This window comes from Pectobacterium punjabense (assembly GCF_012427845.1).
In the GTDB taxonomy this organism is placed as follows: domain Bacteria; phylum Pseudomonadota; class Gammaproteobacteria; order Enterobacterales; family Enterobacteriaceae; genus Pectobacterium; species Pectobacterium punjabense.
Window position 1 is genome coordinate 395,432 of sequence record NZ_CP038498.1, and the last position, 22,879, is coordinate 418,310.

Consider the following 22,879-nt stretch of genomic DNA (forward strand, 5'->3'; position numbering starts at 1 on the left):
TGTGTCGCTAAGAATAGGGGAACGTTGCCTGAATTTAAAGCGCCAATGGTATGAATGGCCGCAACGAGCGGACTCTTTACGTTGTTATACACTCTGTTGTGCGACGTTTCGCTTTATAGCGTACGTGACAACTTCAGCATTCCGGTGCAGTCACCTTCTTCTGTGGGGAAAGCGTAGGCATGAAAAAGGGGGAACGGTGGTTCCCCCTTGTATCGGATAGTGGCTAGCGCCGCTACGGATTAACGCTGCGTTGAGGCAGTCGTCGTCTGCGGGGCACTGTTGTCCGTTACGGTAGGCGTGGTTGATACTGGTTGACCCAGTGACGCATTCAACGCTTGCAGATCGTTTTCATTCAGCGTGCCCTGAGCGGACTTAATGTTTAACTGGTTGATCAGATAATCATAACGTGCGCTAGAGAGTTGCTGTTTGGCGTTATACAACGTGGTGGTGGCATCCAGGACGTCAACGATGGTACGTGTTCCTACCTGATAGCCCGCTTCCATTGCATCCAGAGAGCTTTGTGCAGACACTTCAGCCTGTTTGTAAGCGTTGATGCTGCTAATGGAAGCAGAGATGTTGTTGAACGATGAACGAACAACTTGGATCACAGAACGGTGCGCACTTTCCAGCAGCTCACTGGAGCTGACATAGCGGTGCTGTGCCTGCTTCACCTGAGAGTTGGTGATACCGCCGTTGTACAGCGGAAGCGTAAAGTTGATACCCACTCGGTGCTGTCCAGCGTCTGAATCGTTAAACGAATTACCACTCTGCGTTCTTGAGCCTGAATAGCGGGTATCGCTCACACCCGTCGATGCGGTGAGATCCAGTGTCGGCATATAGCCCGTTTCGGATGAGCGAATTTGCTCACGAGCCAAATCCTGGCTTAAACGTGCGGACAACAGGTTCAAGTTGCGGCTTTCCGCTTCTTTCAACAGATTGTTGACGGCTTCAGGTTTCTGAGTCGAAAAACGCTCGATGTTCAGGCCCGCTAACTGCGGATAGAAATTGCCAGTAATCTGGCGTAGTGATTCCAGTGCGTTGTCCAGCGTATTACGCGTCAGAACCTCATTAGCCAGCACGCTGTCATACTGCGCACGGGCGTTCTGGACATCGGTAATCGCAACCAGACCCACGTTGAAGCGCTGCGTCGTTTGGTCTAGCTGACGATAAATTGCCTGTTTCTGAGCGCTGATATAGGACAAAGAGTCAATCGCGCGCAGCACATTGAAATAGGCGGTCGCCGTGTTCAGCATCAGATTTTGCTGTGCCGTCTGGTACACGACGTCTTCGATACCGGCTTGTTTTTCTTGCAGCGTCAGCGCACGCCATTTGGACATGTCGAACAGCGTCTGGGTCAGTTGTAATGACGCGCTTTTCTCATTGCTGTTGACGCCATTACTGTCACGGTAGCCCTTGTTATAGGTATAACCCGCGTTGATCCCCAACTGCGGCAGTAACGGGCTGCGAGCTTCGTTGATTCTTTCAAACGCGGCTTCACGCGTTGCCGCAGAGCTGCGTAAATCTGGGTTGGTGCTTTTTGCCTGCTGGTAGACCTGTAACAGGTTTTCCGCCTGACTCATGGCGCTAAAACCACCCAGGCTCAGACCAATAAGAAGAGGGAGCAATTTCTTCATTTGCATTCCTTGTTGTGCAGCAATCTCGCTATGGTAGCGCTGTCTGTAGACGAATAATTGTCGATTCTATCAGAATCTGCCAATAGGATAAGGTAGCTGAACGTGCCATCTTTCAGCGCAATACGTCCGAAAGGTCAGGTAAATTGACCCTTTGGGTGATTCAGTGCGACGTTTTGTTGTTCAGTAAGATACCGAAAAGCGATGCGGTGTGCGGGTATAACCCTCGGTTTCGCTGACGTCACGCCTAATAAATGCTCAAAAACAATGATGAGTATAATGACAGTGGGTTCCGCCCTACAATACCGGATTCCATGAATACTTGTTACAGGAGTGCAGCTATGGTGTCTTCCGTGTCCGGCCCCGTTACTTTCACCAAAGATGATGTAGAAATTATTGCACGTGAAAAACTGTATGACGGTTTTTTTTCGCTGGAGCGTTACCGTTTCCGCCACCGCCTGTTTAATGGCGGTATGAGCGGTGAAGTCAGCCGTGAGATCTTAGAGCGTGGTCACGCCGTCGTGCTGCTGCCTTACGATCCGGTACGGGATGAAGTGGTACTGATAGAACAGATTCGTATTGCGGCCTATGACACCAGTGCGTCTCCCTGGCTGTTTGAGCTGGTGGCTGGCATGATTGAGCCAGGAGAAAGTCACGAAGAGGTGGCACGGCGTGAAGCGGAAGAAGAAGCAGGATTAAGGGTTGGCCGCTGCCGACCGATAATCAACTATCTTGCCAGTCCCGGCGGTACCAGTGAACGTCTGGCCGTGATGGTGGGCGAAGTGGATACACGTACGGCGAAAGGGATTCACGGTCTGGCGGAAGAAAACGAAGATATCCGCGTGCATGTGGTGAGCCGAGAACAAAGTTATCAATGGGTTGAGGACGGTATCGTTGATAACGCTGCATCTGTCATTGCCTTGCAATGGTTAGCGTTGCACCATGAAGAACTGAAACGTACGTGGGTGGATTGAATTGATGAAACGTTATACCCCGGATTTCCCAGCCATGATGAGGCTATGTGAAACTAACTTCATGCAATTGCGGCGTTTGCTGCCAAAAATTGATGAAGTTGGTGAAATCGCGGTTTATCACGTCAATAATGCGGTCTATCAACTGACGATTCTTGAATCTACTCGCTATACGTCATTGGTTGAGATTAAGCAGACGGCACCTGCTGTCAGCTATTGGAGTCTGCCAATGATGAGCGTTAGGCTGTATCATGATGCGTTGGTTGCGGAAGTGTGTGCCAGCCAGCAGATCTTTCGCTTCAAAGCACGTTATGATTATCCTAATAAGAAGTTACACCAACGTGACGAAAAGCATCAAATTAATCAGTTTCTTGCTGATTGGCTAAAGTATTGTTTGGCGTATGGTTCGATGTCGATACCGGTTTTTGATACCCAATAGATTTCAATGTGCAGGAAAGTGGCCGTCGAGCCATAAGGGAAACCAACGTACTCTGCAATTTGAAAGATGACGGGTAGAGACAGATTTACGTAACCAAGGACACCATTTGGAAAGCCTGTTGACACTGCCTGTGGCGAGTGGCGCCAGAGTCAGGATTTTACAAATAACAGATACCCATCTTTTTGCGGGCGAGCATGAAACCTTGCTGGGTATCAACACCTATCGTAGCTATCACGCTGTGCTGAATGCCATCAAGGTTCGGCAGGATGCGTTTGATTTGATTGTGGCGACGGGCGATTTGGCGCAGGATCATACGCTGCAAGCCTATCACCATTTCTCACGCGGGATTGCACAGATCCCAGCCCCTTGCGTGTGGCTTCCGGGTAACCACGATTTCCAACCCGCGATGGTCGATGCGCTGGCTGATGCCGGTATTGCGCCGTCCAAGCATGTACTGCTGGGCGACAAATGGCAGATCATCTTATTGGATAGCCAAGTGTTCGGCGTACCGCACGGTGAACTGAGTGAATACCAGCTTGAATGGCTGGAGCGTAGCCTGAAAAGTCAGCCTGACCGCTTTACGTTACTGCTGCTGCACCATCATCCTCATCCTTCCGGCTGTACCTGGCTCGATCAACACAGCTTGCGCAACGCCCATAATCTGTCTGCGGTACTGGATCGCTATCCGAAGGTGAACACCGTGCTGTGTGGGCATATTCATCAGGAGATGGATTTTGACTGGCATGGTCGACGTTTGCTGGCAACGCCGTCGACCTGCGTACAGTTCAAACCGCACTGTACTAATTTCACTATTGATGACGTGGCACCGGGATGGCGCTATTTGGATCTGCTGCCGGATGGTCGTCTGGAAACTGAAGTCTATCGCCTGTCGGGCAGCGAATTCCTGCCTGATATGGATTCGGACGGTTACTAATGCCTACGCTTCTTTATCTTCATGGCTTCAACAGTACGCCACAGTCGGCGAAAGCCACGGCGCTGAAAACGTGGCTGGCAGAGCAGCATCCTGAAATTGACATGGTGATTCCACAGCTTCCGCCTTATCCGGCGGAGGCCGCCGAGATGATGGAATCGTTGATTATGGAGCGGGCGGGGCGTCCGGTGGGCATTGTTGGTTCTTCCCTCGGTGGTTATTATGCCACTTGGCTATCCCAGTGTTTTATGCTGCCTGCCGTGGTGGTGAATCCTGCGGTGAAGCCGTTTGAACTGTTGCTGGACCATCTGGGTGAATACCAGAACCCCTACACCGGCGAACAATATGTGCTAGAGTCTCGGCACGTGTACGATCTGAAGGTCATGCAGGTTGACCGGCTGGAATCGCCGGATTTGCTCTGGCTGCTGTTGCAGACGGGGGATGAGGTTCTGGACTATCGTCAGGCAGTCGCGTATTACACGGCCTGCCGTCAAACTGTGGAGTCAGGGGGCAATCATGCCTTTGTTGGATTTGAGCACTTTTTCACACCGATTGTGAATTTTTTAGGGCTCACGACAGACTGAACCGCCGCATATGCATTGAAAAACGAATCGCCGAAAGCGGTTTGTTAAACACCATTCACTGAACTCAAAGAATTAACGCAAACTATGGCTCAATCAAGTTATAACGCTGATGCGATTGAAGTACTCAGCGGACTGGAACCGGTGCGCCGTCGTCCGGGAATGTACACCGATACCACGCGTCCTAACCATCTGGGACAAGAGGTCATAGATAACAGCGTTGATGAAGCGCTGGCGGGCCATGCGCGCCGTATTGATGTGATTCTGCACGCCGATCAGTCGCTAGAAGTCATTGATGATGGCCGTGGGATGCCGGTGGATATCCACCCGGAAGAGGGCGTGCCCGCCGTTGAGCTGATCTTGTGTCGTCTGCATGCGGGTGGCAAATTTTCGGGTAAAAACTATCAGTTTTCGGGCGGTTTGCATGGCGTAGGGATTTCCGTGGTGAACGCCCTGTCTACCCGTGTTGAAGTCACCGTTAAGCGTGACGGCCAGGTGTATGACATCGCGTTTGCAAACGGCGATAAAGTACAGGAACTCACCGTAACGGGGAGCTGTGGACGTCGTAACACCGGTACGCGTGTGCATTTCTGGCCGGATGAGACATTCTTCGACAGCCCCCGTTTTTCCGTATCCCGTTTGACGCACCTGCTGAAGGCCAAAGCGGTCTTATGCCCCGGTGTGGAAATCATCTTCAAAGATAAAGTTAATAATACCGAACAGCGCTGGTGTTATCAGGATGGTCTGAACGACTACCTGTGCGAGGCGGTAAATGGCCTGATCACGCTGCCAGAAAAACCGTTTCTGGGCTCGATTACCGGCGAGACTGAAGCCGTAGACTGGGCGCTGCTCTGGCTGCCGGAAGGCGGTGAACTGCTGACGGAAAGCTACGTCAACCTTATTCCGACGCCAATGGGCGGGACGCACGTGAACGGCCTGCGTCAGGGGCTGCTGGATGCGATGCGTGAATTCTGCGAATTCCGTAATATTCTGCCGCGCGGTGTGAAGCTGAGCGCAGATGATATCTGGGAACGCTGTGCCTACGTGCTGTCGGTAAAAATGCAGGAGCCGCAGTTTGCCGGGCAGACTAAAGAACGCCTCTCTTCTCGTCAGTGTGCCGCATTTGTGTCCGGCGTCGTGAAAGACGCATTCAGCCTGTGGCTGAATCAGAACGTGCAGGCTGCGGAACAGCTGGCTGAGCTAGCCATTTCCAGCGCTCAACGCCGTATGCGTGCTGCCAAAAAAGTCGTGCGTAAAAAGCTGACTAGCGGGCCGGCGTTGCCGGGCAAGCTGGCGGATTGTACCTCGCAGGATCTTAACCGGACGGAATTGTTTCTGGTCGAAGGGGACTCGGCGGGCGGTTCGGCGAAACAGGCGCGCGAACGTGAATTCCAGGCGATCATGCCGTTGAAAGGTAAGATCCTGAATACCTGGGAAGTCTCCTCCGATGAGGTGCTGGCGTCGCAGGAAGTACACGATATCTCAGTCGCGATCGGTATCGATCCCGATAGCACCGATCTCAGCCAACTGCGTTACGGTAAGATCTGTATTCTGGCGGATGCGGACTCCGATGGTTTGCACATCGCGACACTGCTGTGCGCGCTGTTTGTCCGCCACTTCCGGGCGCTGGTTCAGGGCGGACACGTTTATGTCGCGATGCCGCCGTTGTACCGTATCGATCTGGGCAAAGAAGTTTACTACGCGCTTGACGAAGAGGAAAAAGCGGGCGTGCTGGAACAGCTTAAGCGCAAGAGAGGCAAGCCTAACGTACAGCGCTTTAAAGGTCTGGGTGAAATGAATCCGTTGCAGCTGCGTGAAACCACGCTGGACCCGAACACTCGTCGTCTGGTGCAGTTGACCATCAACGACGAGGATATGGATCAGACGATGGCGATGATGGATATGCTGCTGGCGAAGAAACGCTCGGAAGATCGTCGCAACTGGCTGCAAGAGAAGGGTGACAAGGCGGAGATCGAAGTATAACGTCTTGCTCAGGTACCTCATCGACGGCAGGTATATTCGCGTATGAAAGTCACGCTTGAGGAACTTCAGGCTTTTGTCGTTGTGATCGAAATGGGCTCGATCACGGCGGCAGCGGAACAGCTTGGGCAAACCACATCGGGGATCAGCCGGGCGTTGCGGCGTCTGGAGGACAAACTGGGTACAACCTTGCTGCATCGTACTACGCGACGTCTCTCGCTTTCCGAAGAAGGCACGATGTTTCTTGAACACGCCCGTGGTGTGATTCACGCGGTGGAACATGCTGAAGAGCAGGTGTTGCTGCGTCATGAGCAGCCGAGCGGGCGGTTACGGATCAACTCGGCTTCCGCATTTATACAGCATGTGATTGTACCTCTGGTGCCGGAATTTCGCCGCCGCTATCCAAAAATCATTCTTGAACTCAACACGGATGATTTCATCATCGATCTGCTGGAACAGCATATCGATATCGCCATTCGCATTGGTACGCTTAAAGACTCCACCATTCATGCGCGGCCGCTCGGATCAAGCAAACTGCGCATTGTCGCCAGTCCTGAGTATCTGCAACAGCACGGAACACCCACGACGGTCGAGTCACTCGCTGACCATCTTTGCCTGGGATTTACTCAGGTAGAGTCGCTGAACCACTGGCCGCTTCGGCATGGGCTTCAGGACTTTTATCCCATTACGCCAGCGCTGTTGGCATCAAATGGTGAGATATTGCGCCAGCTTGCGCTACGAGGCGAAGGGATTGTGCGTATGTCTACCTTCCTGATTCGGGACGATTTGGCGGCGGGGCGACTGGTGCCGATCCTTACCGAGGAAACGGTGGAAGCCAGTCTGCCAGTTTATGCGGTGTATTATCGCAATAGCCAACTGGCGGCACGTATTAGCTGTTTTCTTGATTTTATGAGCGAGAAGCTCACGGAAAACCCGCTGTGAAGCGTGATTCACAGCGGTACCGAAGCGCGTAAATCACCGATTAGGCAAAGAGTTCGTCCAGATGCTGACGGTAGTTTGCAAGATAAGCAGGGACGTCCGGTGCCTTTATCACATCATTGCAGATGAAGGTCGGCAGTGGGGATAGCCCGATAAACTGGTTAGCTTTGTGGAACGGCAGATAAACTCCGTCCACCCCGACACCGTGGAAGAACTGATCGGGATCGTCAAAGGCTTCCAGCGGCGCATTCCACGTCAGAGACAGCATATATTTGCGGCCTTGTAATAGCCCACCAGAACCGTATTTCTTGCTGGCATCCGAACGGCTGCGGCCATCGCTGGCGTAAAGCGAGCCGTGACCGGCGGTAAACACGTCATCGATGTATTTCTTCAAGATCCACGGCGTATCCATCCACCAACCCGGCATCTGATAAATGATGGTATCGGCCCACAGGTAGTTCTGAATTTCCTGTTCAATATCATAGCCGTTGTCCACGACCGTCACACGAACGTCGTGACCTTTATCGCGTAGAAAACTGGCGGCGACCTCAGTAAGGGTATGGTTCAATTCGCCTTTGGAATGAGCGAACGATTTGCCCGCGTTAATCAGCAATGTGTTCTGCATAGGTCTGTTCTCGAATAGGTTATCAACGAAGAGGTTGGGCGTAGTCTAGAGGAGAGATTCGTGCAGAAAAATGGGCGGTAGCGCATAACACTGTTGACTGAATATCAACAATCAGAAGCAGGATAGTGTTCTATTGAAATAATGTGGTCGGAGGAAAAGGCAAGAGAATCCTCCCTTGCCTTGTGCAGATCGTGTGGCGTATCTATCGATATAAACTGGCTTTTCCCGTGGAGCCGAAGAGCGCCATTTTATAGCGAATCACCTCTTTTGCCGCCTTAATCGGTTCCGGGTAGATGGCATTAGGGTCCCACCAGGTTTCACGACTGAGGATTTCTCGCGCTTTCTGGAAATAGGCGAATTTCATGTCGCTGGAGATATTGATTTTGCCCACGCCAAGCGTCACCGCTTCGGCAATTTCGGCGTCCGGGTTGGCTGAACCGCCATGCAGGACAAGCGGAATCGAAACCCGTTGCGAAATATCCCGCAGGATATGCATTTGCAGCTCTGGCTTCAGGTCTTTGGGGTAAATGCCGTGCGCCGTGCCGATGGCGACGGCTAATGTATCAACGCCCGTCCGGTTGACGAAATCTTCCGCCTGTTCGGGGTCGGTGTAGATCACTTTGCTGACGCCGCCTTCTATCGTGGTGCCGGTGTCACCAATCGTGCCTAACTCCCCCTCCACGGAAACGCCAACGGCGTGCGCCAGTTTCACCACTTCCGTGGTGAGCGCCACGTTCTCCTCATAAGGCAGCAGCGATCCGTCGATCATGACGGAGGTAAACCCGCACTGAATGGCACGCAAAACGTGTGCGATCGAGGCGCCATGATCGAGGTGGATGACAAACGGTACGGGGCTGCGCAGCGTTCTTTCTCGCACATAGGCGAAGAACTCATCGGTCACGAATTCCAGCTCGCTCGGGTGAATAGAAATAATGGCAGGAGTATTCGTTGCTTCGGCTTCTTCCACTACGGCGCGGATAAAGCAGCTATCGGCGACGTTAAACGCGCCAATAGCGAAACGGTGTTCACGCGTGGGTCTCAGGATATCGGTCATTGAAATCAACATGTTATGTCTCTCCTGTGTCGGATAAAGGGCAAAGCGTTCCTGTACCAGTGGAAAACCACTGATGAGAAAGTGAGTAAAGGGCTAACGGTCAGGCTTTGTTGGCTGAACCTGACCAACCAAGATAATCGACGACCACGTCGCGGCAGGCGGACTCCATCATTGCCAGTAAGTCGGACAGCTCCGCCGTTGGGTGCTGATGCAGCGTTTGCTGCAATGCCGTTTTTCCTGCCTCAAAAACGGCCGCGCCGACGTTGATTTTGGCGACGCCGTGACGGCTGACGCGGCGAATGTCGTCAGCCTTGGTGCCGCTGCCGCCGTGCAGCGCCAATGGCACCGTTGATTCCCGATGCAGTGCTTCAAGTCGCTCGAAATCAATCCGTGGTGTTACCCCAGCAGGATAAATACCGTGTGCGGTGCCGACCGACACGGCAAGCAGGTCGATACCGGTTTGGCGGATAAAGGGAACGACGTCCTCCACCTGTGTCATTTTCACCGCGGCGTCCTCTTGGTCGTAGACCGGCGCGTCGGCGATATGACCCAATTCACCTTCCACACAGACGCCAGCAGTTGTGGCGATGGCAACTACCTGCTGTGTGCGCTGGATGTTTTCCGCCAGCGGATGGCTGGAGGCATCGATCATCAGTCCGGTAAAACCGGCGCGGAACGCCTGACCAATCAGGCTGAATGCTGTACCGTGATCCAGACTGAGCGCCACGGGAACGGTGGCTTGTTCGGCCAGCGCTTTAGCCAGCGGCACCGCGAGATGCGGCGGAAAGTGTGCGCTGTGACCCTGATACACATTCAGGATCAGCGGCGCACGCTGTTGCTCGGCGGCGGCAATGGCCGCCCGCGCAGTCTCCAGGTTGAAACAGTTGATGGCGAGCACGGCATACTGCTGTTGATACGCGTCATCAATGAGGGCTTTCATTGCGGCATACATGGCGGCTCCTGTTATTCGAGAGTGAATTTAATGTCTTCGTCACGCACGTTGCTGTCGTCAACGTCGTCGAACTCTTCATCTGCCTGCGTCACGCGTTTCTTAATCAGCGACAGCATTACGCCGCAGATGACCGTGCCGATACCGAGCGCCAGACAGAACATCAGCGGTTTGGTAAACAGCGGGACGACAAACATGCCGCCGTGTGGCACGGGTGCCTCCACGCCCCAGACCATGATGAGTCCGCCCGCGATAGCGGAGGCAACGACGCAACTGGCAACGACTCTGAACAGGTCACGTGCGGCAATGGGGATGACACCTTCGGTAATCATGCAGATCCCCATCGGGAAGGCGGCTTTCAACGCCTCTTTTTCAGCGCGGGTGTATTTGTAGCGGGTCAGCAGGAAGGACAGCGTGATGCCGAAGGGCGGAATCATTGAGCCGACAAATTTGACGGCTTCAGGTCCGTAGATACCATCGACCAGCATGCCATCCGCGAAGAGTGACATCGTCTTGTTCACCGGTCCGCCGAAATCGAAGGTCGCCATCGCGCCTAATATCGCCCCCATCAGGAATTTCGATCCGCCCTGCATCGATTCCAGTAGATGAATCAGCGCTTTTTGCAGCCAGACGATGGGCTGGCCGATAAACGTCATCATCAGCAGCCCGGCGATAATGGTGCTGAGCAACGGCAGGATCATGACGGGCATCAGCCCCTGCATCGAGGTGGGTAGTTTGATGTAGCGGCGCAGCAGTAGCACGGTGTAGCCGACTAAGAAGCCGCCGAGAATACCGCCGATAAAGCCGGTTTGAATCTGACCGCAGATAAAACCTACGATCAGGCCGGGAGCGAAGCCGGGACGGTCGGCAATGGAGTAAGCGATAGCGGCGCTGATGAGCGGCACAATCAGCCCCATGCCCCAACCGCCGATCTGATTGAGCATCCACGCAATACTGCCGGTTTGCTTGCCGACATCCGGACCGCCGATAACCTGCCCGAGGGCAATACAGATCCCGGCGGCGACAATGAGCGGGATCATCCAGGAAATACCGGTAAGAAGATGCCGCTTTATTTCCTGTCCAACGGTGATTTTTCTGGTGTTCATAATTATTACCCCGAAATTGAGATATTCAGGCACCCGCTAAAGAACTAGCGACTTTTTCCAGAAATTTAATCGGAGATTTAATAACGACCTCCGTTTTTACCCGAACAATAGGCTTACCTTTAAATCGCTCTTCGCCTGTTATTTTTATATCGATGGCCAGAATAACGACATCGGCTGCGGCTATTTCATCAGGCGTTAATTCATTCTCTGTACCAATAGTTCCCTGAGTTTCTACTTTGATAGTGTAATTTAAGGCGTTGGCACCCTTAATGAGTTTCTCGCGTGCGATATAAGTATGCGCAATGCCTGCCGTGCAGGCGGCAACACAAACAATATTCATTTTGAGCCTCGTTTTATGTCGGAGTGACGGGCGCTGTTTCTGCATACTGACTAAACAGCCGAATAATTTTATGGGGATCGGATTCGTCCAGCAGTTGAGCAATCACCTCATCATCGGCCAGCGCACTGGCAACCTGAGACAGCAGGCGAATATGTGTCGTGTTCTGATCTTCCAGACGCACGGCAAAAAGAATAATGCAGCGAACCTGGCTACCGTCCAGCGTTTCCCACGGAATATCCTGACGGGTGCGGCCAATCGCGAGCGTGGTCTGTTTTACGGCGGAGGATTTCCCATGAGGGATCGCAATATGGTTTTCAAAACCGGTTGACCCTTCCGCTTCACGTAACCAGACATCGTGAATAAAATCTTGTTTATTGGTAATGGCACCATCGGCATACAGCAGATCGGTTAATTCATTAATGGCTTCATCTTTATTAGTCGCGGACATATTGAGCTTCACGCGATTGGCATTCAATATTTTATTGATATCCATTTATCACACCTCATCTATAAATTTGAAAAATTAACGTTAGGCCGAAAATCAGTGAGGGACGGCCTGATGCAGCTGATTAGCGATAACTTTTTCGGTAACACGCTTAATGTCATCGTCGTTAAAAAAGGCGGAAACATAGACGACAGGAATGTGTTGCTCTTCCAGATGAATCGTAGAAATAATCAACTCAATCTCTTCCTGTTGGCAAAACGTCTGCATATTACTGGCAGAGATCACGCCAACAATAATCCAGTCAGGAAATGCACGCAGGATACGATTTTTTAATAGATGTGATGTTCCTACGCCGCTGGAACACACCACCAGAATACGTTTATGGGCAATTTGGCGTTCCAGCGCGGCTTGAAAATGAATGGTCAGATAGCCAATTTCATCCTCAGCGACCGGTTTTAATTGGAACCGCTGACAGACTTCGCTCATTGCCTGCTGAGTCATGTCATAAATATCGATAAATTCATTTTTTATATCGTCTAATAACGGGTTTCGAATATGTATTTGGTACTTTAAACGGTTAAGCAACGGCTTGATGTGAATAAGCAATCCCTCATGTAATAACTTATCCGAGCGCAAATCGATATTAATTAAATCAGAAAATATCTGCGTCAATGCGCGCGTGATTCTGCGCGATTCACCGTTAGAGAATTGATAGCGAAGCAGTTGGTTATTCGCCCGTTCCTCCATCACAATGCCGGAAGAAATAATATATTGGTAAATAAACCAGACTTCATCCGAAGGTAGCGTGCTCTCGACTCGCTGCTCTATTTGGCTCACCATATTTTGAGCGATGGAGAATATACGATTATCAATCTGCTGATGAACGGATTCTTCCGCCATCATTAACGCTTTTCCCTGCACAATACGGTGCATCATAATTAAGGTATGCGTGAAAATATTGATGTAATAGGGCTCACCGAGCGGATAAGAAAGCTGTCTTTCCATGCCCTGTAACAGCGATTCGACGAAGGACACGTCTTCTTCACCGAAATAGTTAACCAGCGCTTTATAGCTGCCGGGGTCGAGACGAGAATGGCTTAGCGGGCCGGGTTCTTTGTGGTGCATGACGTCATTAATGAGCGAGGCCATTGCCTGACGTACCTGATTTTCACTGCCTTCAATGTGCGTGCCACTCTGGCTGCGCACCAGCGTCAGCCCCAGTGGATGTAGCCAGCTTTCGATGATTTTCAGGTCGTTAACGATAGAGGCGCTGCTGATAAAATAGCGTTCTGACAGCTTGCTGATAGACGTTTCATGAGGCGTATCGCTTAACAGCTGCGAGGCAATTTTGACGCGACGCGCATTGTTGATCAGCGCATCGGCATCCCCGTCATCCACGACAATTTGCTGTTCCAGCAATGCGCGGTGTCGATCGTCATCTGTGGTTAACATGATTCCCGCACCAACCTTTTTGTCTGGATAAATATTCCAGACAGAAAGGAAGGCTTCGACAAATTGCATATCACGATAGACGGTTTTTTCCGACACATCGAGGTACTGTGCAATATCTTTAACCGTTACATATCCCTGGTGTTGTAACAGATATTTCAATAAACGGTTCTGACGGGAGGTGAGTGGTTGCATCATATTACCCTCATGCGTATTTAGATTTTCTGATGCTTATCGAATTGATAATTTTTTCTAAATGATTCCCTGTTTTATTTTTCTGTGCATTTATTTAAATAGCGTGCTGTAGTGATTAATCTAGTCGTGATAGTCGATAGGGACAATACTAAATGCTGTCCGCCGAATAGGACAAAAATAAAACAGGGTGTTGAGTGGATATTAATTGGGATCGCGATCACGCTATCATGGGTAATAATTGTGATCTCACCTGCATATTAATTGTTTCGTTAAAAAATGCAGTGAAAATAAGAATATGAGCAAGTCAGAGCGAGGGGAAATAAAAAAAGCAAGAAAGCCGTGGTGCGCTTTCTTGCCTGATAAGGTAGCGATGCCCGAACTGAACATCGCCTTATTTCAGTAAATCAGCGCATCGTGCCGATTAGAAGTCCACATTCACACCAAGCTGGAAGGAACGGCCGGGAGCAGTAGACAGCGCGCGATCGTATTGCCCTTGTCGGTCATTGGTTTCAATCTGACGGCTGCTCAGGTAGTCCCAATATTTACGGTCCGTCAGGTTATACACGCCACCACTGATTTTCACGTCTTTGGTCACGCGATAGTAGGCGGTCAGATCCACCATGCCATAGCCGGGAATCCGCATATATTCGGCTGTTGAGCCAGTAATCGCGTTGCCTGCATTGGTATAGCTTTCACGGCTGGTATCCTTCGCCTGTTTCCCTTTCTGGAAGGTCGACGTCAGAGCGGCACCGTAGCGCTGTGAAGGATCGTCATAGGCGATGCCAACAACCGCTTTCATCGGGGCTACGCTGTCGAGATCGACATAGCGGTCGCCAAGGTAGCGAGATTGTGATTGACCTTTGGTATAACCAAACGCCAACGTGGTGCTGAGCCCATCAACCGTTGGGAACCAGGTGCCTAGCTGTATTTTGCTGCTGATTTCACCGCCGTAGATGTAGGCTTTATCACGATTTTCTGCCTGAAATATCGTATTGATATTGTTTGGCACATTGGTAAATTTATCGGGGTTAGCAGCACGGCGGTAGCGGGTATTGGCGATAAAGTTCTTATACGTGTTGTAGAACAGCGCCGTGCGGAAGGTGACGCCCTCTGTTGCCTCGCCTTTTAATCCCCATTCTACGTTGTTGCTGGTTTCCGTTTTGAGGTCGCTATTGCCGATAAAGGCGTACTGTATAGGCCCAGCAAAGTTGGCATCAAGATTGGTGCTGCCATAAAGCTGGCTGGCATCGGGGAACTGTGCGCCGCGGCGGTACTGCAAATAGGTTGTCAGCGTTGGGGTTATGTCGTAGAGGAAACTCAGTGAAGGCAGAATTTGCGTATCACTGTTGGCTTTACCGTACAGTCTGTTGACATCGGATTCACTGATGACACTACCGTCACCGCTCAGGCGAACCGTATTGGTCGGTTTGGTACGCTGGTGGACGGCGCGCACGGCTGGAACAACCGAGAAGGCGTGCCCGGCCAGATCCCAAGAGATAGTATCTTGCACGAAGCCGCCGACGGTGTAGCTGTCGCTATCGGCTTCTGGCTGCATGATATTATTCGCACCCGTTTGGTTAGGCGATTGCCTGAATGGACGCTCTGTCTTGGTTTGGCTGGCATTGAGACCCCAGCTAAACTCGTGACGATCCCAGCTTTTCACCAGGTGGGTATCGAAGCCGTACGTTTTTACATTGTAATCAGAATAGACGCGGTGGCTATCGGCTGCCGCCATTCCTGTTGTCGCTGGTAACCAGGTATTGTCGTGTGATTCGCTGTTTTGGAAGTAAATGCGGCTATCAACCAGATCAACCAGCGTGTTGTTAACGGGCGTCCAGCGATCTTTCAGGCTGGCGCTCCAACGGCGTGTCTCGCTGCTCTGTTGCGCCGTGCCGTAAATGGTATTGTTGCCGCTTGGCAAGTTACCCCAGTAATCGTAATGGGTGTGGTTGGTTTTATGATAATAATCCAGCGTACCGGTGAGTTGATGCTCGTCGTTGGCCTGCCAAATACCGGACGCCAAAATGGCGTTAGAGTGCCAGTTGGCAGGGTAAGCGGCGATCTCGTCGCTGTTATTGCGCGTTTGCTGGCCGTCACGACGGCTGAGTACGACAATGCCGCGCAGTTCGGCATCCCCGCCTGCGGCGGTGATGCCGTTATGCCAACCATGGTTGGCAGAGTCGAAGTCACTCTGAAGACCGAAGTAGTCTTGCTTACCCGCTTTCAGATAATCATCGGCAGATTTTGGTCGAAATGAGACGCTGCCTCCGAGTGCGCTGATGGTATTTTCTGCGGAGGTGACGCCTGACTCAATATCAACGCGGCTGTACAGGTAAGGATCGATATAGTCGCGTCCCATACCGAACGTATTGAATCCGGCGCGGCTGGCGTAGCTACGACCTGTTGCATTAGGCAGAGCGATGCCATCGGTATCGATCGCAACACGGTTGCTTTCTATCCCGCGAATGTTGTAGCCCGTGTAGCCACCGCGGTCGAAGCCACTTTTCCCCGTATTGCTACCGCCGCTGGAGCCCGTTGCGCTGATTAACGGCTGGTAACGCATGATGGTGCCAAAATCGTTACCGCCATTTTTCTGCATGTCATTGGCTGTGATTGCAACTGATGAGCCCGCTTTTTTCTCAACTTCAGGTGCGTGCACAGTCATGACGTCACCCGTCGGTTCCGTTTTAGCCGCTGGATTGTCTTGCTTCTTCACGTTGAGTGCGTTGTTGCCTGTGGTGCTATCCGCTGCCATGCTGTTCAGCGCGGCGCCAGTCAAGATGCCGGTGAGAAGAATTTTATTTAAATTCTTGTTAATTAACATAATGATACTCTGCTATAAGGTTGTTCTGGCCAGCGGCGTTGAGGAAACATGGCGTGCTGGTAGCTAACGTCTGCAAGGGAAATGCAAAACGGCGAATAACATTAACTATCATGTGGTAATGATAATTATTATCAATATGTTAATCATTATCGTTTGTTGCGGCAATGATGATGAATAATTCTTAATGAAACGGTTTGTCGGCTAGCAAACTCTAAAGCAGGCTGTGCCTGCGTGATGTATCAATGAGGTGTAATGAAATTACCGACTTACGAAACCGATCGCTACGAGCTGGACGATGGCGAAGCGATTAACCGTGAGTACCCAGATTCATTCTGGATTCCGGCCAAAGCAATGCGTGAATCGCTGGAACCCGGAGATTTTGTTAAGTTGATCTTCCGTATGGAGGAAACGGCGGGCTCTGACGATCTTTCAGTAGAAAGAATGTGGGTCAACGTGACGAAAAAGCACCCAGCGTTTTACGAAGGGGTTTTAGATAACGAGCCTACGGGAAGCGACTGTGTGCAATGCGGTCAGACGGTTACGTTTCATGCTTGCCACGTGATTGCTATCTATGGAAAGAATGAATAACGGCATCGCTAACACGAGTGATGTTCGTGCTGATTTCACTATGTTTAGCGTCGCAGTACGGCGATCCTATGATGCAAGGTGACTAACGATGTTTATTGAAATACCTCAATCTGTTTTTCCACTGTTTCACGCGGCAGGCTGGCCGCATGTCGAACCGCAACCAATCCCGCCGTTTGTGCCAGAGAATCATCCGGCCGCTGACATCCTGCACGCGTTCAGCGGGTTGACGGTCGGGCAGTGCGGCGCAGGAGAAGAGTGCGCCAGTGGTGATATTATTTTTGGCGGCAGTGAGGATTTGCAGGAGGATGAAACGCTACTTGAGTGGCAAGGTATTCTGAATACGACGCTGATTCTCATTGGTGAGACTCATCATTCGCACGCTGCCTTGCTGATGGATAGCGCGGGTGCCTGCTACGGGATGAGCTTTATACATGAGGCATTCTGGTTTGAAGGGGCGTCTTTTGAGGTCGCTGTTGAGCGCATTCTGCTTGGCCGGAAGGGGAAACCCATGCTGCGGCCAGACCAACCGTCAATATCCGTCTATGGCGAGACGATTACTGCCGATCATCCGAGCGTCCACCATTACTGCTAGCCGCTTGCTTCGGTAACGTTGGATTCACACCGGCCATCGCCTGGCGTGAGGGTTTTCTGAGAACAACATCGTTTCCTGTGACGCAGTTTCCTGCTAACTGTTCCCTGTGACATCACCTCATCAGATAAGGTACTATTCCCGCCAAACATACCGCCACTATGGCGTGCCGGAAAGCGTAACCATCGCGCCGCGATGTGAGGGAAATGAGATAAATGAGTGAGATGACTCATGACGGCGCAGAAAGCCTTGCGCTGCGCACGTTTACCGAAAATGCATATCTGAATTATTCCATGTACGTCATCATGGACAGGGCATTGCCGTTTATTGGCGATGGCCTGAAACCTGTGCAGCGTCGCATTGTGTATGCGATGTCCGAGCTAGGGCTGAATGCCAGCGCCAAATTTAAAAAATCCGCCCGTACCGTGGGTGATGTGCTGGGTAAATACCACCCGCACGGCGACAGTGCCTGTTATGAGGCGATGGTGCTGATGGCGCAGCCGTTCTCTTACCGCTATCCGCTGGTGGATGGTCAGGGAAACTGGGGGGCACCGGACGATCCGAAATCGTTCGCCGCCATGCGTTATACCGAATCGCGGTTGTCCAAATACGCGGAAGTGCTGCTGTCAGAGTTAGGGCAGGGAACGGTCGATTACACCCCGAATTTTGATGGCACGATGCAAGAGCCGAAGATGCTGCCTGCACGTCTGCCGAATATTCTGCTGAACGGCACCACCGGGATCGCTGTCGGGATGGCAACGGATATTCCACCGCACAACGTGCGTGAAGTCGCTGCGGCAGCCGTCATGCTGCTGGAAAACCCGAAAGCCTCGCTGGACGATTTGCTCCAGCATGTGCAGGGGCCGGATTTCCCGACGGAAGCTGAAATCATTACGCCACGCGATGAAGTGCGCAAACTCTACCAGAATGGCCGTGGCTCGGTGCGGATGCGTGCGGTCTGGAAGAAAGAAGACGGTGATGTGGTGATTACCGCACTGCCGCATCAGGTTTCTGGTGCCAAAGTGTTGGAACAGATTGCCAGCCAGATGCGCGCGAAGAAGCTGCCGATGGTGGAAGACCTGCGTGATGAATCCGATCACGAGAACCCAACTCGTCTGGTGCTGGTGCCACGCTCGAACCGTATCGATATGGATCAGGTGATGAATCATCTGTTCGCCACTACCGATCTGGAAAAGAGCTATCGCGTTAACATGAACATGATCGGTCTGGATGGTCGTCCTAGCGTGAAAGGGCTGGTTGAGATCCTGAGCGAATGGCTGGTATTCCGTCGCGACACCGTGTGTCGCCGATTGAACTACCGTCTGGAAAAAGTGCTCAAGCGCCTGCATATCCTTGAAGGCTTGCTGATTGCGTTCCTGAACATTGATGAAGTGATTCATATCATCCGCACGGAAGACGAGCCGAAGCCCGTACTGATGCGCCAGTTCAGCCTGAGTGAAACTCAGGCTGAAGCGATCCTGGAACTGAAATTACGTCACTTGGCCAAGCTGGAAGAGATGAAAATTCGCGGTGAGCAGGACGATTTGGCCAAAGAGCGCGATCAACTTCAAGCGCTGCTGGCGTCAGAACGTAAGCTCAGCAATCTGATTAAGAAAGAAATTCAGGCAGATGCGCAAGCCTATGGCGACGATCGTCGTTCGCCGCTGCATGAACGCGGCGAAGCGAAGGCGATGAGCGAGCATGACTTTGTGCCGTCAGAACCCGTTACCATTGTGTTGTCGGAAATGGGCTGGGTACGCAGTGCCAAAGGGCATGACATCGATCCTACTGGGCTGAGCTATAAAGCGGGCGATAGTTTCCGCGCCGTTGCGAAAGGCAAGAGCAATCAACCCGTAGTGTTTATTGACTCCACCGGCCGTAGCTACGCGCTGGACCCGATCACGCTGCCTTCCGCACGCGGTCAGGGCGAGCCGTTAACGGGCAAACTCACGCCGCCACCGGGCGCGACGATTGAACAGGTGCTGATGGCCGCAGACGATCAGCCGTTGCTGATGGCGTCGGACGCGGGCTATGGATTTGTCTGTACCTTCAACGATCTGGTCGCACGCAACCGCGCAGGCAAAGCGATTATTACGCTGCCGGATAATGCGAAGGCATTAGCACCGATCGAGATCAAAGGAGAAGATAACCTGCTGATGGCGATCACTGCCGCAGGCAGAATGCTGCTGTTCTCTGTCTCTGATTTGCCACAGTTGTCGAAAGGGAAGGGCAACAAGATCGTGTCCATCTCTTCTGCTGACTTTGCGGAAGGTAAAGACCGTCTGACCTGGCTGTATCTGCTGCCACCACAGGCTTCCGTCACGCTGTATTTCGGTAAGCGTAAGCTGGTGCTGCGTCCAAACGAGCTTCAGAAGTATCAGGGCGAGCGTGGACGGAAAGGTACGCTACTGCGTGGGCTGCAACGCATCGATCGGATTGAGGTGGATGCGCCGCAGCAGGCCGATACTGGCAGCAGCGAAGAATAACGCCTCCCTATTGTCATTGTGCATGTAGAAAGGCGGTGTTTACCGCCTTTCTTTGGTTTCCGGTTGCTATCCCGCAGCAAATTGAATCACCGTGTGTTTTCGCGCGGAATCGCTATACTAGCGGCGGCTGTTGGCTAATGAGGTTGCTATGTTATCCATTTTGCGTTTTTTTGTTGTTGTCATCTTTTCGATCTTGATCTGTATTTTTGGCTTGTTTTACTGTCTGTTCAGCCCTCGAAATCCCCGTCATGTGGCAACTTTCGGTCGTCTTTTTGGCCGCTTGTCCGTGGTGTTTGGCCTGAAAGTAGAAATGCGGATACCGGAAGAAGCGGCGCATTATGGCAATTGCATCTATATCGCGAATCATCAGAATAATTACGATATGGTGACGGTTTCCAGCGCGGTTCAGCCTCGTACTGTCACCGTCGGTAAAAAAAGTCTGCTGTGGATTCCGTTCTTTGGACCCCTCTACTGGTTGACGGGTAACTTGCTGATTGATCGTGAAAATCGCGCCAAAGCGCATGGCACGATCGCTCAGGTCGTGAAGCATATTAAAGAGCGTAATACTTCCATCTGGATGTTCCCTGAAGGGACACGCAGCCGTGGGCGTGGCCTGATGCCATTCAAGACCGGTGCTTTTCATGCCGCGATTAGCGCAGAAGTGCCTGTCGTACCCATCTGTGTTTCTACCACCAGCAATAAGGTGAAATTGAACCGCTGGAACAATGGCCTCGTTATCGTAGAAATGTTGCCACCGATTGATACCCGTGCGTACACCAAAGATCAGGTCCGTGAACTGGCGACGCATTGCCATGATGTGATGGCGGCCAAGATTGCGGCGCTGGATGCGGAAGTCGCAGCGCGTGAAGCGGCAGGTAAAAAATAAGTTTACTCCATCAGGTTCTACTCTCAATCACTCGAGCGGCAGGAGACCAATGCACGCCTTGCTCGGGGTATGACGGGGATTCAGGATTATTTCTTCCGAATGCCTAATCGGAAGTTAAACTTTGCTTACGGTTTATTGGATTTACGGAGTCATTATGTCACTCAGCCGACGTCAGTTTATTCAGGCATCGGGCCTTGCGTTATGTGCGGGTATGACGCCACTAGCAGCGAAAGCCAGTGGGAATCCCATCGCATTGCCGATACCTCCATTACTGGAGTCGCGCCGAGGCCAGCCGCTTTTTCTGACGATGCAGCGTGCTCATTGGGCATTTTCTGGCGATCGTAAGACGTCCATTTGGGGAATTAACGGCCGTTATTTAGGGCCGACGGTGCGAGTCTATGACGGCGATGATGTTAAGCTAATTTACAGCAATCGCCTGAATGAGCCTGTCGCGATGACGATTGGTGGATTGCAGGTGCCAGGGCCGCTGATGGGCGGGGCGGCTCGCATTATTTCTCCAGGAACCGATTGGTCACCGGTGTTGCCGGTTCGTCAACCCGCGGCGACCTGCTGGTATCATGCGAATACACCGAACCGCATGGCACCCCATATTTATAATGGATTGGCAGGGCTGTGGTTGGTGGAAGACAGCACCAGCAAATCTCTGCCTCTGCCTAATCACTATGGTGTCGATGATTTCCCCTTGATTATTCAGGATAAACGACTGGATAACTTTGGTGTCCCTCTCTATAACCCACCTTCTAATGGTGGGTTCGTCGGTGACTCGCTGTTAGTCAATGGCGTCCAAAACCCCTTTGTTGAAGTTTCTCGCGGCTGGGTTCGCCTGAGATTGTTGAACGCGTCGAACTCCCGGCGTTACGTAATGCGACTCAGTGATGGCCGAGCGATGCATGTGATCGCCAGCGATCAAGGGCTGTTACCCGCGCCAATGGCGGTGAACCAACTGTCGCTCGCGCCCGGAGAACGACGTGAAATACTGGTCGATATGTCTCAAGGCGAAGATGTCACGCTGACGGCAGGTGAATCAGCTGGGATTATGGATCGCCTGCGCGGCTTGTTTGAGCCTTCCAGTATCCTGATTTCCACCCAAATTGTTACGCTTAAACCGACGGGGCTGTTGCCATTAGTCACAGACAACCTACCGATGCGTTTGCTGGCCGACAACATCATTGAAGGTAGCATCAGTCGCACGCGCGAATTCCGTCTGGGTGACAGTCTGCCCGGCATCAACGGCGCGATGTGGGACATGACGCGTGCTGATGTGCAAACTCAGCTTGGCCGCTGTGAACGCTGGATTATCCACGCCGACACGCCGCAGGCTTTCCACATTCAGGGCGTCAAGTTTCTGGTGCGCAGCGCGAATGGTCGCCCACCAGCGGTGGAAGACAGCGGCTGGAAAGATACGGTATGGGTGGATAACGATGTCGAACTGCTGGTGTATTTCATGCAGCCTTCTTCAATGGCGTTCCCTTTCCTCTATTACAGCCAGACGCTGGAGCTGGCCGATCGCGGCTCGACGGGACAGCTTATCGTACAGACGGCGATGTGAGTCTCTATCCTGCCAACAATCCTTCGCCGTTACGGATGTAACGGCAATATCACCCACCCTCGTTTGTTTCTTAATGTGATCCACTTCTATTCAGACACACCAAAATTAAAGATGCGGAGCTGTGCGGACGATACCTTATAGAGTGATGTTGCTTTGTACTAAGGGAATATTTCGGATTCGGATACTGGGTTTAAGGCGTCATAAAAATATCTTTTATTACAACAAATTCAGAATCAGAGTATTTCGTGGCGTCATGGAATCAGGTTCACTTCTGTTTTAACTCATACGTAGCCAGAATGCT

General features: G+C 51.9%; 20 protein-coding genes. 11 read left to right on the top strand and 9 right to left on the bottom strand.

Annotated features, from left to right (window positions below; all coding sequences use genetic code 11):
* Positions 1 to 239: 239 nt before the first annotated feature.
* The gene (gene tolC, locus E2566_RS01840; protein WP_107170914.1) at positions 240 to 1,634 is read right to left on the bottom strand and encodes an outer membrane channel protein TolC; all 1,395 of its coding nucleotides are present in this window, start codon (positions 1,632 to 1,634) and stop codon (positions 240 to 242) included.
* A gap of 338 nt (positions 1,635 to 1,972) precedes the next feature.
* Here tolC and nudF point away from each other — a divergent pair, with 338 nt between their 5' ends.
* The 6 genes from nudF to E2566_RS01870 all read left to right on the top strand — a co-directional run bounded on the left by nudF (position 1,973) and on the right by E2566_RS01870 (position 7,475).
* Complete coding sequence (gene nudF / locus E2566_RS01845) at positions 1,973 to 2,605, top strand: ADP-ribose diphosphatase (protein ID WP_107170915.1); 633 nt, start codon at positions 1,973 to 1,975, stop codon at positions 2,603 to 2,605.
* A 1-nt stretch (position 2,606) separates the two neighbouring features.
* A complete protein-coding gene (locus E2566_RS01850) occupies positions 2,607 to 3,041 on the top strand; it encodes a DUF1249 family protein (RefSeq protein WP_069704158.1) in 435 nt (144 codons plus the stop codon).
* 106 nt (positions 3,042 to 3,147) lie between these two features.
* Positions 3,148 to 3,975, top strand: a complete 828-nt coding sequence (cpdA, locus tag E2566_RS01855; protein ID WP_107170916.1) for a 3',5'-cyclic-AMP phosphodiesterase — start codon at positions 3,148 to 3,150, stop codon at positions 3,973 to 3,975.
* A complete protein-coding gene (gene yqiA / locus E2566_RS01860) occupies positions 3,975 to 4,556 on the top strand; it encodes an esterase YqiA (RefSeq protein WP_010297435.1) in 582 nt (193 codons plus the stop codon). Before cpdA ends, yqiA begins: the two co-directional genes overlap by 1 nt.
* Before the next feature lie 84 nt (positions 4,557 to 4,640).
* Positions 4,641 to 6,536: a DNA topoisomerase IV subunit B gene (gene parE, locus E2566_RS01865; protein ID WP_107170917.1), complete on the top strand. Its 1,896-nt coding sequence runs from the start codon at positions 4,641 to 4,643 to the stop codon at positions 6,534 to 6,536.
* Between the two features lie 42 nt (positions 6,537 to 6,578).
* The gene (locus E2566_RS01870; RefSeq protein ID WP_107170918.1) at positions 6,579 to 7,475 is read left to right on the top strand and encodes a LysR family transcriptional regulator; all 897 of its coding nucleotides are present in this window, start codon (positions 6,579 to 6,581) and stop codon (positions 7,473 to 7,475) included.
* Positions 7,476 to 7,515: 40 nt separating this feature from the next.
* On the opposite strand, the gene E2566_RS01875 is transcribed toward E2566_RS01870, so the two are convergent.
* The 8 genes from E2566_RS01875 to E2566_RS01910 all read right to left on the bottom strand — a co-directional run bounded on the left by E2566_RS01875 (position 7,516) and on the right by E2566_RS01910 (position 16,459).
* Positions 7,516 to 8,097, bottom strand: a complete 582-nt coding sequence (locus E2566_RS01875) for an NAD(P)H-dependent oxidoreductase (protein ID WP_107170919.1) — start codon at positions 8,095 to 8,097, stop codon at positions 7,516 to 7,518.
* Positions 8,098 to 8,299: 202 nt separating this feature from the next.
* Positions 8,300 to 9,163, bottom strand: a complete 864-nt coding sequence (locus tag E2566_RS01880; RefSeq protein WP_107170920.1) for a ketose-bisphosphate aldolase — start codon at positions 9,161 to 9,163, stop codon at positions 8,300 to 8,302.
* Between the two features lie 88 nt (positions 9,164 to 9,251).
* A complete protein-coding gene (locus tag E2566_RS01885) occupies positions 9,252 to 10,103 on the bottom strand; it encodes a class II fructose-bisphosphate aldolase (protein WP_107170921.1) in 852 nt (283 codons plus the stop codon).
* A gap of 11 nt (positions 10,104 to 10,114) precedes the next feature.
* Complete coding sequence (locus E2566_RS01890; RefSeq protein ID WP_107170922.1) at positions 10,115 to 11,206, bottom strand: PTS fructose transporter subunit IIC; 1,092 nt, start codon at positions 11,204 to 11,206, stop codon at positions 10,115 to 10,117.
* A gap of 25 nt (positions 11,207 to 11,231) precedes the next feature.
* Positions 11,232 to 11,546 carry a PTS fructose transporter subunit IIB gene (locus E2566_RS01895; protein WP_039462704.1) on the bottom strand — a complete coding sequence of 105 codons (315 nt, stop codon included), beginning with the start codon at positions 11,544 to 11,546 and terminating at the stop codon, positions 11,232 to 11,234.
* A gap of 13 nt (positions 11,547 to 11,559) precedes the next feature.
* Positions 11,560 to 12,039: a PTS sugar transporter subunit IIA gene (locus E2566_RS01900; protein ID WP_010280230.1), complete on the bottom strand. Its 480-nt coding sequence runs from the start codon at positions 12,037 to 12,039 to the stop codon at positions 11,560 to 11,562.
* Positions 12,040 to 12,087: 48 nt separating this feature from the next.
* Complete coding sequence (locus E2566_RS01905) at positions 12,088 to 13,638, bottom strand: BglG family transcription antiterminator (protein ID WP_107170923.1); 1,551 nt, start codon at positions 13,636 to 13,638, stop codon at positions 12,088 to 12,090.
* Between the two features lie 418 nt (positions 13,639 to 14,056).
* Positions 14,057 to 16,459 carry a TonB-dependent receptor domain-containing protein gene (locus E2566_RS01910; protein WP_107170924.1) on the bottom strand — a complete coding sequence of 801 codons (2,403 nt, stop codon included), beginning with the start codon at positions 16,457 to 16,459 and terminating at the stop codon, positions 14,057 to 14,059.
* Positions 16,460 to 16,711: 252 nt separating this feature from the next.
* On the opposite strand from E2566_RS01910, the gene E2566_RS01915 reads away from it, so the two are divergent.
* The 5 genes from E2566_RS01915 to ftsP all read left to right on the top strand — a co-directional run bounded on the left by E2566_RS01915 (position 16,712) and on the right by ftsP (position 22,578).
* Positions 16,712 to 17,047 carry a DUF2314 domain-containing protein gene (locus tag E2566_RS01915; protein WP_107170925.1) on the top strand — a complete coding sequence of 112 codons (336 nt, stop codon included), beginning with the start codon at positions 16,712 to 16,714 and terminating at the stop codon, positions 17,045 to 17,047.
* Between the two features lie 88 nt (positions 17,048 to 17,135).
* Positions 17,136 to 17,639, top strand: a complete 504-nt coding sequence (locus tag E2566_RS01920; protein WP_107170926.1) for an SUKH-3 domain-containing protein — start codon at positions 17,136 to 17,138, stop codon at positions 17,637 to 17,639.
* A gap of 212 nt (positions 17,640 to 17,851) precedes the next feature.
* Positions 17,852 to 20,122, top strand: coding sequence for a DNA topoisomerase IV subunit A (gene parC / locus E2566_RS01925; RefSeq protein WP_107170927.1), 2,271 nt, complete (start codon positions 17,852 to 17,854; stop codon positions 20,120 to 20,122).
* A gap of 148 nt (positions 20,123 to 20,270) precedes the next feature.
* Entirely contained in the window at positions 20,271 to 21,008 is a 738-nt protein-coding gene (locus tag E2566_RS01930; protein WP_107170928.1) for a 1-acylglycerol-3-phosphate O-acyltransferase, read from the top strand.
* 154 nt (positions 21,009 to 21,162) lie between these two features.
* Entirely contained in the window at positions 21,163 to 22,578 is a 1,416-nt protein-coding gene (gene ftsP / locus E2566_RS01935; protein WP_107170929.1) for a cell division protein FtsP, read from the top strand.
* The last annotated feature ends 301 nt before the right edge of the window (positions 22,579 to 22,879 follow it).

Excerpts from the sequence above, each read along its gene's own strand:
- tolC (WP_107170914.1), bottom strand. The coding sequence starts at position 1,634 with ATGAAGAAATTGCTCCCTCTTCTTATTGGTCTGAGCCTGGGTGGTTTT.
- nudF (WP_107170915.1), top strand. The coding sequence starts at position 1,973 with ATGGTGTCTTCCGTGTCCGGCCCCGTTACTTTCACCAAAGATGATGTA.
- yqiA (WP_010297435.1), top strand. The coding sequence starts at position 3,975 with ATGCCTACGCTTCTTTATCTTCATGGCTTCAACAGTACGCCACAGTCG.
- parE (WP_107170917.1), top strand. The coding sequence starts at position 4,641 with ATGGCTCAATCAAGTTATAACGCTGATGCGATTGAAGTACTCAGCGGA.
- E2566_RS01870 (WP_107170918.1), top strand. The coding sequence starts at position 6,579 with ATGAAAGTCACGCTTGAGGAACTTCAGGCTTTTGTCGTTGTGATCGAA.
- E2566_RS01875 (WP_107170919.1), bottom strand. The coding sequence starts at position 8,097 with ATGCAGAACACATTGCTGATTAACGCGGGCAAATCGTTCGCTCATTCC.
- E2566_RS01880 (WP_107170920.1), bottom strand. The coding sequence starts at position 9,163 with ATGTTGATTTCAATGACCGATATCCTGAGACCCACGCGTGAACACCGT.
- E2566_RS01885 (WP_107170921.1), bottom strand. The coding sequence starts at position 10,103 with ATGTATGCCGCAATGAAAGCCCTCATTGATGACGCGTATCAACAGCAG.
- E2566_RS01890 (WP_107170922.1), bottom strand. The coding sequence starts at position 11,206 with ATGAACACCAGAAAAATCACCGTTGGACAGGAAATAAAGCGGCATCTT.
- E2566_RS01895 (WP_039462704.1), bottom strand. The coding sequence starts at position 11,546 with ATGAATATTGTTTGTGTTGCCGCCTGCACGGCAGGCATTGCGCATACT.
- E2566_RS01900 (WP_010280230.1), bottom strand. The coding sequence starts at position 12,039 with ATGGATATCAATAAAATATTGAATGCCAATCGCGTGAAGCTCAATATG.
- E2566_RS01905 (WP_107170923.1), bottom strand. The coding sequence starts at position 13,638 with ATGATGCAACCACTCACCTCCCGTCAGAACCGTTTATTGAAATATCTG.
- E2566_RS01910 (WP_107170924.1), bottom strand. The coding sequence starts at position 16,459 with ATGTTAATTAACAAGAATTTAAATAAAATTCTTCTCACCGGCATCTTG.
- E2566_RS01915 (WP_107170925.1), top strand. The coding sequence starts at position 16,712 with ATGAAATTACCGACTTACGAAACCGATCGCTACGAGCTGGACGATGGC.
- E2566_RS01920 (WP_107170926.1), top strand. The coding sequence starts at position 17,136 with ATGTTTATTGAAATACCTCAATCTGTTTTTCCACTGTTTCACGCGGCA.
- parC (WP_107170927.1), top strand. The coding sequence starts at position 17,852 with ATGAGTGAGATGACTCATGACGGCGCAGAAAGCCTTGCGCTGCGCACG.
- E2566_RS01930 (WP_107170928.1), top strand. The coding sequence starts at position 20,271 with ATGTTATCCATTTTGCGTTTTTTTGTTGTTGTCATCTTTTCGATCTTG.
- ftsP (WP_107170929.1), top strand. The coding sequence starts at position 21,163 with ATGTCACTCAGCCGACGTCAGTTTATTCAGGCATCGGGCCTTGCGTTA.